Source organism: Ellagibacter isourolithinifaciens (assembly GCF_008831035.1).
GTDB classification, from domain to species: Bacteria; Actinomycetota; Coriobacteriia; order Coriobacteriales; family Eggerthellaceae; genus Ellagibacter; species Ellagibacter isourolithinifaciens.
This window is the reverse complement of sequence record NZ_WAJR01000040.1, coordinates 1-12561: the sequence shown is the minus strand read 5'-3', so window position 1 is coordinate 12561 and position 12561 is coordinate 1. Positions and strand designations below refer to the sequence as shown.

Genomic DNA, 12561 nt, shown 5'->3' with positions numbered 1-12561 from the left:
TATCCATATGCGGTTATTGCCTTTCCACGAATCCTAACTTCAGCAATTAAGATTCTAGGCGATAACCGCTTCCTGCTTTCTACGGACAGGGAAGCGGCCCCTTACACCAACATTCGGCACGCGATCTCAACATAGGTCGGAAAGTCTTCATGCATTCGTATCAAGAATGAATAAGCACATTGAGTACTACGAGGGCAACGACCAAATTTCCTCGGGGTTCGAGTTTATCGAGAAACTTGTTGATGCCTGGTTTTCTCCTGATGCTATGGTTGCGGATTTAGAAAAAAAGACACTTGATTCTGGGCGCCCTAAAGAGTAATGTGGACAGACAATGAAAAACGGTTTCCGTTTTGCAAAGGGGGGTCTTCGAAAGAGGAAACCCCTTAGTTTTTAATATGAGCAGGACATTGTCACAGGTCAAGCACCACTTTCTCCTTTAGAAGCAAGTCGTAACCACCCGTCACCTGGGCCAGACCGGAAAGGCCCGGGGTCACCATGGTGCGATAATGCCAGCCGTGAATGCGCTTCTCGAACTCAGCGCAAAAAGCCGGGCGCTCCGGACGCGGTCCGATAAGGGACATCCCTTTTGTCAAGACGAAAAAACAAGATTCCCTGCAGAAATGCTCTGACTAGGTAGTTGAACTATCTGCCTTCTGGAGTTTGGACCTCAAGACTTTTACAACTCATGCCGACCGCCATTGGCGATGAACCGGCTCCGAAAAGCTGCCTCTAAATCGGATAGCAAATCGTCCCATTGGGGCATTTTCCCAATGGGACGATTCTTCGCAGGCAGCTTGCGGCTACACAAACCCTATCCAAATCAAGCCAAGTGGAGCCACTTGACCGGGAACCCTAGCGCCTCATCATTAATTTCTTGACCTCGGAGAGGATGCCGACCGTCACCTTCCCCGCGGGAAGCTTCAGCCAATTGCCTTTCGCCCTGGAAAGCTGGCGGACGCAACGCCTATCCGAGAAGACCTTTTCAAGACGAGTTCGCACGTCAGCCCAATCCTCTTCGCGCATCGGCTCGTTGCCGAAGACGCCCTCGGCCATGCAGGAGTTCAGAAGCTCGGCGTCGATTCCCTTGATTCGAAGACAGCAATAGACGTCGAAGACGTCCTTATACCGCGTCAATCTGGCGCCGAAGCGCAGCAGAGACCGCACCTTCTCGGCAACCATCTGCTCGTCGGCGTTTCCCAGAAGCGAGATTGCCCCATCGGATGCGGCTTGTTAAGACGCGCCATCTTTTACGCTCACCTTGCTCAGAGCGTTCCGGAAAATCAGAGCAAAACCCAACGAATCCTGCTCATGCACGCCGATAGGTTTTCGCAGACTAGATCGTCCTCCAACGACGCGATGAGTCAACGATACGAGGAAGAGGGGCATTGCGCAGCCGACCGTTGCATCGCAGCCACGAGACAGTTGTCGGCCGTAGCATAATCGGCTCCACTGGCAAAGCACCCCTCCCTTATCGGATGCCCGAAACGCATCGCCTCGCTTATTCTCCCAATGGAATATCGCTTTCGAAACGAGGAGCGGAACCGGTCACCCAAGAACTGTGTCTCCACGCTACAGACCTTTCAACCAAGCGATTATTTTTCAAAGGGCGACATCATTTTGATGGCCTCGCGCATATCATATCGATCCTTGATCTGGTCAATGTGATTGCTCGATTCCGTTGACCAATAGATGCGATGGCCTCTTTCTTCTGCGGCCTTCTCGACGAGCTCCTCGTTAAAGACCCACCTCCACAAACGCGGCTGGCGGTAGTACGCAGAGCGGCTGAAACCTTTCTCCACAGGAAAGCAGAACTGCTCGAACCAAGCGACGCGATTTCCCAACACGTCAACCCAAACTAGGGGATCGTCGATTATTGGGTTGAAGCCCAGCATCCTCATAGCGCGGGATGGGAATATCTGGCAATCGCAGAACGTCATGGTTATGCTACCGGCCAGCACATTGCACAGGGATATACTGTTTTGGGAGAAAGAAGAGGCCATTCCCCCTCCGCTTGCCGACAGGAGCCCATAGCATCCGTGCTCCCTATCGATAACGTTATCCGGGTCATTGCACTCAAGCGACGCCATGCGGGCAGTGCCATAGTACTCGTATTGCTGCACTCGGCTTCCGTATGGAACATACAATTTCCAACCCAAGCACGCCTCGCCTTCGTTCAGCCCCATCATAGGCAGCCTGTCCACAACGTCTCCCGCCTCGCTGTTCGATCCGGCCTCAAACAGCTCGATAGCCCTAGACACCCCGTACGCCGATGGGTCCTTGAAGACGGGAAGGCGCGCAAAGCACCATACGTCGGCAGGGTCCACCAGGACCGAGGCGGCGATGTAGCCCGGAATAGCTAGCCAACGGCCACGGCACATTTCGGAATAGAGGAGCTCTTGGCCGAAATCGCCCTGCCGGCACGTCGAAAGGGCGACCACATCATTTTGCATATACCGCTTGACGAAAGGCCGCACCTCTCCTCCGCAGCACGACTCGATGGCGTCTCTAACGTCCTCGCAGCCGTCACCGCAAAAGACATAGGCCTCCGAAAGGAAGGTCTTCACTCGAGACGGAACCTCGCAGCTGCCACCTTCGGTCGGCAGAGGATCGGCTATATCGGGCTTGAGAATAATCCCGGGCGCCCCAACGCAAATCGAGAGAACGCAAGCCTCATCCACCCTTTTCATCTTATCGAGGAGCCTGACGAAGCAGGCGCGGATCGCGTCGTCCCCTGGGAAAGCGTGCCACCAACGGCCGAGAACCTTCTCTAGCAAGATGCGTTCATAGGAATGAAGCGCTGGCAGGCCCTCGCACGCGCGACCCCTCACTCCCTCTAAGCACATTCCGCCCCAGGTGATTCCCCGCACCGCGTCTTCCGTCCTATGCGGGTCCTCGGGAAGGATTGAATCGAGCAAGATATCCGTCACAAGTTCAGGCAATGACCCCGGCTCGGGCAAACCAGGACCTGCCTTCTCCAAGGCAGGCAGTTCGCACTTGCCGTTGCAGGTTATCCATCTTCGCTTGCTGCCGCACTCAAGCTCGAACATGACCTCGAAGAGTGCCGGCTTTCTCAAGCGCGCCCTGACCATGACGACGTGCGCGATATCATTCGACGCCGATCCGAAACCGTATCTGTCCAACCCTTCGTTCCGCCACGAGAGCAACTTGAAAAAGAACTCGTCGTCAGAGTATCCCGCGATACCGTCGACCAGTTTGGTGACAGACGAGGAGGAATGAACCCAGCCCTCTTCGCAAAGAGCAGCACCGCGCGCTTCGACAAGGTTGTTGAAGACCTCACCCTTTTCAAACCCCCGGTCGACTAGTTCCGAGCAAGCCTCGACAACAGGCTCCCAATGCCAGCGATCAACCTCTTGGCGAAACGCAGCATGCCTTACCTCTTCGTCCGACAGGTCGCTGAGATTCCGAAGGACGCTAGTGGTAGAATTCACAACCCCAGATTTCAACGATTCGTATTTTGGCGCGTCTTTGATGGTCATCTCTATGTCAGAAACCTCGCGCTCGAAACCATCTCCGCACCCGAGGTCAACCGCCTTATTTCTGCATATTTTAAGGCAGAAACGGAGTCCCTCTACGTCCTCGGCCGAGCAACAAGGCGAGTTCCCGAGCAGGCCGGCAAAAACAGCCAACACATCGTTCAAACACCCTGCGCTCGCCAGCAAAGACCTGAGCTGATACTCGATAAGGCGATGGTCATACCTATACTCCGGCTGCAGCGAGCGGATTCTTGACAATTGCGCGGGCCCTTCACTCGCCGCCCAATCCGCCACCTTCTCCATCAGCGCGCTAGACATCCTGTTGTCGCCCGATTGCGATGCCGCATTGTCCAGCTCGAGCAAGCCAAAAGCTTGAGTTTCGGTCGCCATCCCGAGGTCGGAAAGCGTTCCGAAGGTCTCAATGAGGTTGGATAGGGAGTAGTCCTTATGGCCGGTGAAGCGAGCTGACCCAAAGAGGATAGCCTCATCGCAATGTATCGCGAGACTTCGATCGCAAGAGACGAGCAAGGGCCTTAACATGTCGTGAATCTCTACGGCATCCTGGGATGCCAATAAAGCCGAACCGTCCGGTCCGTACTTTTTCGAGAGATAACGCCTAGGAACCTCGCTGCCTATCATCTGGAGATGCTCGAGCATCCTCAGCTTTGTGCAAAGGGGGTTTTTAGAAAATATGAAACCCTCTAGTTCTTCCTCGTCGAATGCATCCGCGCAAAGATCCACACCTTTCATGGCGACAAATGCAACGTATGGCACGGCACATGTCTCCATGGTCAATAAGCCAGGCCAAGATGGAGCCTGGGCCCACTCCCCCAAAACGCGTGCTTCGTCGGTTCCTGGCAATATAGCTTCGTCATGCCCAACGGCATACCCGAGGCAGGCCGAGGCCCGCAACGTTCTGACGAGAGACAGGTACTCCCTGTTGGAGCGATCCATCCAAGCGATCGACGCGTCCATGTCCAGTGTCATGGTGTCGAAACCGTCGCAGTCGGATTCATAACCGAAAACGAAACTCTCTGCAAACAGGCCGACGGTGAAGCCTTCTCTATAGACACTTCCTTCCCTATGGCATAGCAACGGCTTGGACCTGTCGGTACCAGACACGAGCAGCCCCTCTGACAAACACAAGGCGTAGGCCATAGTACCGATTTCGCGTCTGAACGAGTAAGCCGAAAGCTTTGTGAAGAACGCGCATCGCGCAGCGCGCGATGCCGGAAGCGCCCCGGTCAGCAAATCACGCATCGTATCCGCAGCGGCATCTCCCGTAATCGGGAGCTCGGCGATTCTGGAGAGATCTTCGTCTTCCAGAGAAGGCCGCATCAACAAGCCTCTCACGAAGGCATCCCGAAAACGGGACCGTAAATCCTCCGCATCGCCCCCGAGATCGGCTGCGAAAAGGAAATCGTCAAAATCGAGTCCACGAGCCGCGGCGAGACCGCCCCATGCGGACATCAGCATAGAAGTACCGTCGTCTTGTCTGAAGGCCCCGTCTTCCTCATTTGAATCCGACAATAAACTCAATGCTGCCAGAGGAGAGAGACCGGAGAACCAGATGCCGTACAGCTCGTCGCTCTGCTCCGCGCATCCGACGTCTTTTAGCAGCCAGAGGCACCTATCAAGCGTTGTCGCGTACAAGGTAGCCGTCTCTTTGCTGAGAGGCGGAACCATGTAGTCCATGCCCACCAATTCCTCGAAGTGCAGGAAAGGCCTTCGCTCAAGCCAATATTCGAAGTGTTCGTTTACCTGGGAAAGCGTCGACAAGGCGAGTTGGACTCTGAGCACGTTTTCCAGCTCTCCTGATTCGCACGCCATCCCATACACCGTCTTCGCCTGCTCGCAGAGAATCCTCCAAGGAACGCCGTGGGCGACAGCGTCGATAACGTACGACGCGTCAAACAGGTTGATGCACTCCTCGACTCTTCGGGAAGCGGCAAGCAACCGGATAGAATAGCAAGACCTGACCACGTCGCCTTCCATCCCCAGCGCGGCGTCGGCAAGGTTGTTGGAAGCGAAACGAAGATATCCCTCCATACCGGGCTCCAAAGCTTTGGAGCTGACGAAGAGCCGAAAATCGTTGTGAATGGGGCGCGTGGACCCGTCAGCGCACTTTCTCAGCAAAGGGGAGAGGATGGAGATGTCGCGTGCCACCACATATTCCTCTGAGAAAACATCGGGAAACGCGTTGCACAAGAGCCCAGGGTAGATGGCCCCGTCGAGAAGATGCATCGACGAAGCGATAAGGCCCAACGCATTCGATCCGTTTCCGTGATGCCGCTGAATCTCATCGTCAGCTTTCTGCCAGATGGACTCGTAGTACTCCTCGACGTTTTCCGAAAGGCCCAACGACCTCAGCTTGTCAACGGCTCGGCCGCAATCCATCTCGTCGGCGACAGCGTTGACCGCATATATCACGGACAGGGTGTTCCCGTTGGTTATATTGATGATCTCGTTGGAGAGGACGAGGGAGTCATGGCCGGAAAAGCCGGTTCTCTCCGCCAAGAGCGCCGAAACGTCGTCGGCATCGATATTGGGAAGGCTCACCACCTCGACACCGGCATGCTCCCCTCTGAGCCATTGCGGATACGAGGAATACAGGTTGGCGGGTTGTCCTGACACGAGAATCAGAACGCCATCGGGAATCGACGTCGGCGAGGGCAGGTGCCTCAAGAAGGTCAGTTTTTCCTTGGCCCGCGCGGCGTGGTCGATACCGTCAATCGCAAGAATCGTCCTAGAGCCACGCCTAGTCGAAAGCAACCCAGCGAGCCTCAGGACCTCGCTGCGGAGCTCGTCGTCGTTGCAAAGCTCGTTGATGATGGGAATCCGCGGCTTCTCCCCGGAAAGCTCGGACGCGTCACGAAGCTGATTCAGCAAGGTACTCCATAGCTCCCTGGGAGACACGATTCCAGCATCGGGCGAGTAGCTGAAGTCGTCGACGTCAAGGGGCTTGAACGCATAGAACCTGAAGGGGCGCGGGGTCATCCGCTCGCACAGGCAGCTGACCAGCCTCGTTTTTCCGGAGCCTGGGCGCCCTTGGAGAAAGACGACTTTGCTATCGGATGATTCCAGCTTGTCGCACAGAAGCGAGCATGCGTGTTCCCTGCTTGGGAAGACTGGTGTGGGGACGGGGACCCCGATCGGTGCCTCCATGGGATTTCGGTTTAGACCGCAAATGCATTCCCGGACGATTTCCGCGGTGACCGCATTGTCGCCCGCCGCCGTAGTCCATCTTCTGAGCTCAGCGGCAAGCAGGGTGAAGACCCTGGAGGCTAGCTCCTCAGACCCTGCGCACACCTCATCCTTCAATCTTCCCGTAAGCTCGATTTCCTTGTCGCGAAGGGACGGGGCTCCTGCCTTGATTGTCAGGCTGCTAAGAAACGGCACGACATCGGACTCCCTGAGATTCGTTGAGTCAGCAAATTCGTGCCATTGGGCATCGAGGTCCGAATCGTCGAAAATAAGCTCGGAGAACGACGTGGCGGACCCGAACTTTGCAGACACCTTGTCCCAGAATTCCCCGAGAGGGAGCCGCTTGTAAGGCTTTCCCATGTACACCGCATCCGACTTTTTCACGCCCATCTCGCGATTCGTGTACAAGACGATCTCGAGGGCCGCCTCTTCCTTGAGCGAAATCTGCTTCCACCCTGCGGCGAGAGAGACGAGCAGGGATTTCTTCGGACCTTCCCCCTCGCTCGACACCCCCTCTGTCACCAACGCCCCGAATGTCAGGTTGTTTGCGGTCGTTGTCGACGCTTTTTTATGCTTCACCTGGACGCACACCATAGGAAGCCCTTGCGACCGTCGGACGACAACGTCATCAACCCCCTCCAAGCCGGCTTCTTGGAAAGTCACGGACTCAATATCATCGACTCCTGCAAGCATGGAGATCACGTAGTCAAGACCGACATACCATTCGAACCAATATGGATCACCTGCGCCTGGTTGGCTATATTTCGACGACAATTCTCATCCTTTCATGCACCGCCCCCATAGAACGCAAATAGCGACATCGGAGGTTCAGGGCCGGCATTGCAATGCATTGCCAGAAAAGCACGGATCGCTTATTTCGGTGAACTTACACCCTCGGCACTCCTATGGCACTCAATCCCGCGTTGAATTTTGTCATGAACGTTTTCTACCCAATCATCATATCGCTTGCGAGCTGCGCGCTCCTTCATGCGCGTCAAGGCGAAAATCCTCCTATGGCTCCATTGCAATCCTCGCCAATAATACGTACTCAAGGTACTGCAAAAACCAACCTCGACAGAAGAAGCGGACGACCAATGGAGCGGCGAGTAGAAACGCTCGAACACGTCACCTCAGCCTTCTTTTGCATCTGCGATTTCCGCTTTTCGAAATCTAGCAGCTACTTTGCGCGCCCAATCAACGCTCGTAAGTCCTCGGCAAAGCGCTCCGCAGGCACGCCGTAGCCGTCGTGGCCGGCACACTTGGATATGAATCCGCAGTTGAAAAACGTCATCTCGCACCACTGCAGCTTCTCGCCCATGTCGATGCGAGCGGGCCCTGGCTCCGACCGGTCAGCCCCGCCCTTTCCAAACCAAGCCGAATCTGATAGCAAACCACAATGAGCACAATCGTCACCGAATCGCACCGATGCACTTCCGCGCGACGCGACGGCGCGACCGGAACCAGAGCCATGCCGCAAACCGCAGCAGGAGCATCGCGCCTCACCGAAAGCACACCGAGGCCATAGCCTAGACCGGCAGCGTCCGACAAAAGACGCCTGCCCCCACCATCTCAGCCTCCATCCCCTGCCGACCGCGACCACGATACGGCCCCGATTCGCAGCACGCACTCTCGGCCGACCCCGAACGCGGAGATGGCGAACTCGTCGCTTCTGGGCGCATGCTCCCAGCTCAAAGAGGGCAAGCGCCCCAAGGGGCACAGGGCAACTGCGGGCGTCATTACCGCTGGCCCGGATAGATTACGATCTACGAAAAGAACCGCCTGACCAGGTCGATGTCAAAGAAGGGGTGCGGCCCCGACAACTCGGCGATGGAAAGATTCCTTGGAAGGCTGAAGATAGAATTCTTCTACGGCAGGGATCGGAACGGGATCACGCTTGACGAATTCGCGGATATGCTCGACGCGTATCTCAGATGGTACAGGGATGTCAGGTTGAAAGGCGATCTGGGCTACAAGAGGCCGATGCAGCATCGGAGGGATTTGGGGCTAATCGCCTAATCCGAGACGGTCCAGGATTTCCACCGCAGTCCCCAGCGAGCTCTTATATTCTGCGAAAATGCCCTGCTGACGGTAAGGGGATGCGGACAAACGGTTTGTCCGCATCCCCTTACCAAGCGTTATCGCAGCGAATGAATTCGGGTCGACGACTGCGCTTACGGCCGCAAAGCGGTAATGGGGAAAACGTAGACGTCATGGGCGGCGTCATAGCGGCAGAAGGGAGACGTCGCAGTGACAACGGCGCAAAACTCGGGCTTGGGGTTGCGGGCCGCCGGGTTGGAGGCGACCTTTTCGCGCAAGCGCTCGATATTCCTGATGCCGTCGGGCACCTTGGCCTCGCCGAGCTTGATTTCCAACGCCGCCCAGCGGCCGTCGCGAAGCTCGATGACGACGTCAGCCTCCAACCCATCCGAGTCGCCGTAATAGCGAAGCGACCCCGGGTGCGCGCCCGGGAGACACGCGGCATAGGCTCGCAGGTCATGGACGCATAGCGACTCGAAGAGCAACCCGAAGGTCTGCCCGTCGGAGAGCAGCCTCTCCGGCCCCATACCAAGCGCTGCGGCCGGGATAGACGGGTCGGCAAAGTAGCGTTTGGGCTTGGTGCGCAGACGCGACTTGGCCCTTACGGGGGCGTCCCAGCCGGGCAAGCTCTCGATAACGTACATGCCTTCAAGCATGTTCAGATAGGAGGTGACGGTGGACGCCGCCGGCGCCCCGGCCTCGTCTCCCAGCGAAGCGTCCTGAGCGATGGTCTGCAAGGTTGCCGCCGTGGCGACGTTGCGCGCAAGCGAACCCACGATGCGCCGCGCCATGTCGGGCGTTCCGCCCTTCTTGGGAACGCTGACCTCAAACATGGCATCGAGATACTGGTCGACGACCTCTGCGGCCGTCTGGGCATCGGCCCCAACAAGGGCGGGCCAGCCGCCGCAGCATATAGCATCGGCCAAAGGCGCCAGCGACGTTTCGCATGCCGATGGATTGAACGCGCCCTCGAACAGCCCAGACAGCGACACCGAGCCCGTGGACAGGCCGCGCTCCCACAGCGTCATGGTGCTCATATCCACGCGCGCGATGCGCCCAGCACCGCTATGGGTAACGGCGTCCTTGGCCGGGGTTGAAGAGCCCGTGAGAATGAACAGGCCACGTTTGCCGCCGGCCGCGTCGACCGCGCGGCGCGTGGCATCCCAGGTGGAGGGAACCTCCTGCCACTCATCGACGACGTGAGGGCGCGCGCCCTGCAGCGCCAGCATAGGATCAGCCTCAGCCAACACCTTAACGTTAGGGTCGTCCAGATGCACAACACTCTCGCCGAACGCTAGCGCCGCCCAGGACTTGCCGCACCACTTGGTACCGCGAATCTCGACTGCGCCGAAGGTGGAGAGCAGCCTCTGCAAGCGTTCGTCGACGAGACGCGGGCGATACGCCTGAGGCTTTTCGGTTCCATATGCGACCATGGCCTATCTTCCTTATTTGAAGTGGGAATACTTTGTTTTCGAGGAATATCATACTCGATTTTCGAAGGTAATCACACTTTATTTTCGAAATAGGTTCATGTGAATTTAAACGTCCCGTGGCTGAATACGGAGCAACGGTAAAAGAAAGCCTGTTCCACCAGATTGAACTGTCCATGACAGACTGATACAAACCACCGATAAGCCTCGATGACAAGCAGGTGACGAGGTGTTGCCAAGCAAGCCCATCGCCAACACGCACCTCGCACCGCGCCTCAGCGCGACCCAACCCAAACCTCCAGCAGGAAGACCTGCCGCTGATCCAGCTGTTCAAGAGGGCGGGGTTCTTCGTCGTGTCCAACATCAGGCGCAGGTTCGTGTTCGGCGAGCCCGGCATGCAGCGCCGTGAGATCCCCGAGATCCCCAGGGAGGCCGTGCGCGAGGCCGTCGCCAACGCGCTGTGCCATCGCGACTGCACCACGGGCACCGCCGTCGAGGTCAACGTCTATATGGACTTCGTCGAGGTGGTGAGCCCGGGCCTCTTCCCCGAGGGCGACGCGCCGGAAAACCACCTGGCAGGGGCAGACGGCGGCCTCAAGCAGCGCAACCCGGGCATCGCGCAGGCGCTCTTCCGCTCGGGAATGATCGAGCAGTACGGCACAGGCATCCCCCGCATCAAGCGGTACTGCGACGCCGAGGGCGTGAAGTTCAGCTACAGGCAGACCGCCAACACCACCGCCATCCGATTCGACCGTCCGGGCGCACAGGTCTCCATCGAGGAAAACGCTTCAATGCCGAAACATATAGGCGCTGCAAAATACGAGATTCTCGACGAAGCAGAGAGAATCGCCATAACGTTGGCAACAGAAAGAGGACGCGTGACAAGACGCGAGCTCTCAGAAACAGCAGGGATCGGGAAAATGAAGGCCGTTCAAACCCTTAAAACCCTTGCTAGCAAGGGCGCACTGATATGGACGGGTAAGAGTCAAAACGACCCCCATCAGTATTATTGCCTCCCCAGCAACGACTAGATTTGCTGTCCGTTACTGTCCGCTACTGTCCAGTCGGTAGCGGACAGTAACTTTACCAATAGCGAGAAAGCGGTCAATTATGGGGTCATAATACGAGGAGATGGCCCGGCAGATGAGGGCCGACGGCGTAAGCGAGGAGATGATTGCCAGGTTCGTCGCGGAGGAGATGGAGGAAGACGAGTTCCGCCGCGGCAAGGGCGTCACGGAGATCGAGGCGTTGCGGGAGCGGAGAAAGATCCCCGAGCATATCCGCAAGCTGCTGCTCGCCAACGCGTTCTGCCATAACTGCGGCACGACGGAGTTCTCGCCCGGCTACACGCTGCGCATGCGCCGCGGCCGCGTGCTCATCGAGGGTTGCTGCGCGAAATGCGGGGCTGAGGTCGCCAGGCTGTGCGATTAGCCGTCCACGGAATCCTGCCGGGGATAGGCGGCTGCCGGATGAGCGGCGCTCCCGGGAACCGAGACGCCCCCAACCGTTGGGCCAATCCCTCTAACGAGAAAGTCCATCATTATCGCAACTTGCCAATCCCTCCTACCTGAACAGCTCGTCGTGACCGCCAGTGCGCTCAAAGAAGGCGACCTCGTCGTTGGCCGACCATATCACCAGCCAATCGCCGGAGTTCGCCACGTAGCACTCGTTCCTCCCGGCCCAACTACCGCTCAGGCGGTGCATGTTGTGGCGGCGCTTGAGAGTCTCCAGCGACTCGGGGATATTCTCCAGCACCAGGTCGATGAGCTTCTGCAGCTCAGCTAAATCCCAATTGCGCCGCTTCGCCTTCTTTTTGAGGTCGCGCGAGAATGCAGCGGAGAAATCCGCCGTGAGCCTGCTCATTAGGCCATCGCTGCCACGATGAGATCGGCTGCGTTGTCAAAGCGACCTTTCTCGCCAGAGGACAGGAAGGCGTCGCCCTCGCGGATAGCCTCGAGGCTCTCGATGCTGGGCTCGTCGGGGGCGAAGGTCAGGGGGATGCGGCGTGTGTTCACCATCTGCTTGTAAAACGCGCGCGTGACCGATGAGAGGTCAAGGCCGTAGTAATCGGCCACCTCGGAAGCGCCGCGCTTCAAGTCGTCGTCAACGCGTATGGTCAAAGTAGAGCTAGACATGATACTCCTATCGGTGTATGTGCAGATATATTATACTGCACATACGTTAGCTCCTCAAGCAGGCTGACCAATCCATTAGTTACGAAATCACGCCTATAGGCAGGAGGCGCCGGCGTTTGCCCACTCCTTCCCCACGTGCGAGTTAAGTTTTGCGGGAAAAGCCGACCGGAAGCCTTGCCGGTGCGACGGGGATCGGGGCGCCATCGGCGCTGCGGATGACCGCATTCTAGCACGACCCGGCGCGGAAGCGCGCGTTGGACC

At 57.5% G+C, this 12561-nt stretch carries 10 protein-coding genes; 3 read left to right on the top strand and 7 right to left on the bottom strand.

The window, feature by feature from the left end:
* Positions 1 to 410: 410 nt before the first annotated feature.
* The 4 genes from F8C90_RS10330 to F8C90_RS11040 form a co-directional block, all read right to left on the bottom strand.
* Positions 411 to 593, bottom strand: coding sequence for a sugar transferase (locus F8C90_RS10330; RefSeq protein WP_281350345.1), 183 nt, complete (start codon positions 591 to 593; stop codon positions 411 to 413).
* Positions 594 to 852: 259 nt separating this feature from the next.
* The gene (locus F8C90_RS10325; RefSeq protein ID WP_158050426.1) at positions 853 to 1179 is read right to left on the bottom strand and encodes a nucleotidyl transferase AbiEii/AbiGii toxin family protein; all 327 of its coding nucleotides are present in this window, start codon (positions 1177 to 1179) and stop codon (positions 853 to 855) included.
* A gap of 413 nt (positions 1180 to 1592) precedes the next feature.
* Positions 1593 to 7088: an ATP-binding protein gene (locus F8C90_RS10320; protein ID WP_211361098.1), complete on the bottom strand. Its 5496-nt coding sequence runs from the start codon at positions 7086 to 7088 to the stop codon at positions 1593 to 1595.
* A gap of 787 nt (positions 7089 to 7875) precedes the next feature.
* Positions 7876 to 8016, bottom strand: coding sequence for a hypothetical protein (locus F8C90_RS11040; protein WP_170264640.1), 141 nt, complete (start codon positions 8014 to 8016; stop codon positions 7876 to 7878).
* 473 nt (positions 8017 to 8489) lie between these two features.
* Here F8C90_RS11040 and F8C90_RS10315 point away from each other — a divergent pair, with 473 nt between their 5' ends.
* Entirely contained in the window at positions 8490 to 8714 is a 225-nt protein-coding gene (locus F8C90_RS10315) for an IS3 family transposase (RefSeq protein WP_158050424.1), read from the top strand.
* A gap of 155 nt (positions 8715 to 8869) precedes the next feature.
* On the opposite strand, the gene F8C90_RS10310 is transcribed toward F8C90_RS10315, so the two are convergent.
* Positions 8870 to 10168 (bottom strand): ATP-binding protein, encoded by a 1299-nt coding sequence (locus tag F8C90_RS10310; protein WP_158050423.1) that lies wholly within the window; start codon positions 10166 to 10168, stop codon positions 8870 to 8872.
* 350 nt (positions 10169 to 10518) lie between these two features.
* On the opposite strand from F8C90_RS10310, the gene F8C90_RS10305 reads away from it, so the two are divergent.
* Both F8C90_RS10305 and F8C90_RS10300 read left to right on the top strand, forming a co-directional pair.
* A complete protein-coding gene (locus F8C90_RS10305) occupies positions 10519 to 11196 on the top strand; it encodes an ATP-binding protein (protein WP_158050422.1) in 678 nt (225 codons plus the stop codon).
* Between the two features lie 100 nt (positions 11197 to 11296).
* On the top strand, positions 11297 to 11596 hold the full coding sequence (locus F8C90_RS10300) for a hypothetical protein (RefSeq protein WP_158050421.1): 300 nt from the start codon (positions 11297 to 11299) through the stop codon (positions 11594 to 11596).
* Between the two features lie 132 nt (positions 11597 to 11728).
* Here the strand turns inward: F8C90_RS10300 and F8C90_RS10295 are convergent, their stop codons facing one another.
* On the bottom strand, positions 11729 to 12028 hold the full coding sequence (locus F8C90_RS10295) for a type II toxin-antitoxin system RelE/ParE family toxin (RefSeq protein WP_158050420.1): 300 nt from the start codon (positions 12026 to 12028) through the stop codon (positions 11729 to 11731).
* Complete coding sequence (locus F8C90_RS10290; RefSeq protein ID WP_158050419.1) at positions 12028 to 12300, bottom strand: type II toxin-antitoxin system RelB/DinJ family antitoxin; 273 nt, start codon at positions 12298 to 12300, stop codon at positions 12028 to 12030. The genes F8C90_RS10295 and F8C90_RS10290 overlap by 1 nt, the downstream gene beginning before the upstream one ends.
* Positions 12301 to 12561: the final 261 nt, after the last annotated feature.

Excerpts from the sequence above, each read along its gene's own strand:
- F8C90_RS10315 (WP_158050424.1), top strand. The coding sequence starts at position 8,490 with ATGTCAAAGAAGGGGTGCGGCCCCGACAACTCGGCGATGGAAAGATTC.
- F8C90_RS10310 (WP_158050423.1), bottom strand. The coding sequence starts at position 10,168 with ATGGTCGCATATGGAACCGAAAAGCCTCAGGCGTATCGCCCGCGTCTC.
- F8C90_RS10320 (WP_211361098.1), bottom strand. The coding sequence starts at position 7,088 with ATGGGCGTGAAAAAGTCGGATGCGGTGTACATGGGAAAGCCTTACAAG.
- F8C90_RS10295 (WP_158050420.1), bottom strand. The coding sequence starts at position 12,028 with ATGAGCAGGCTCACGGCGGATTTCTCCGCTGCATTCTCGCGCGACCTC.
- F8C90_RS10300 (WP_158050421.1), top strand. The coding sequence starts at position 11,297 with ATGGCCCGGCAGATGAGGGCCGACGGCGTAAGCGAGGAGATGATTGCC.
- F8C90_RS11040 (WP_170264640.1), bottom strand. The coding sequence starts at position 8,016 with ATGGGCGAGAAGCTGCAGTGGTGCGAGATGACGTTTTTCAACTGCGGA.
- F8C90_RS10325 (WP_158050426.1), bottom strand. The coding sequence starts at position 1,179 with ATGGTTGCCGAGAAGGTGCGGTCTCTGCTGCGCTTCGGCGCCAGATTG.
- F8C90_RS10290 (WP_158050419.1), bottom strand. The coding sequence starts at position 12,300 with ATGTCTAGCTCTACTTTGACCATACGCGTTGACGACGACTTGAAGCGC.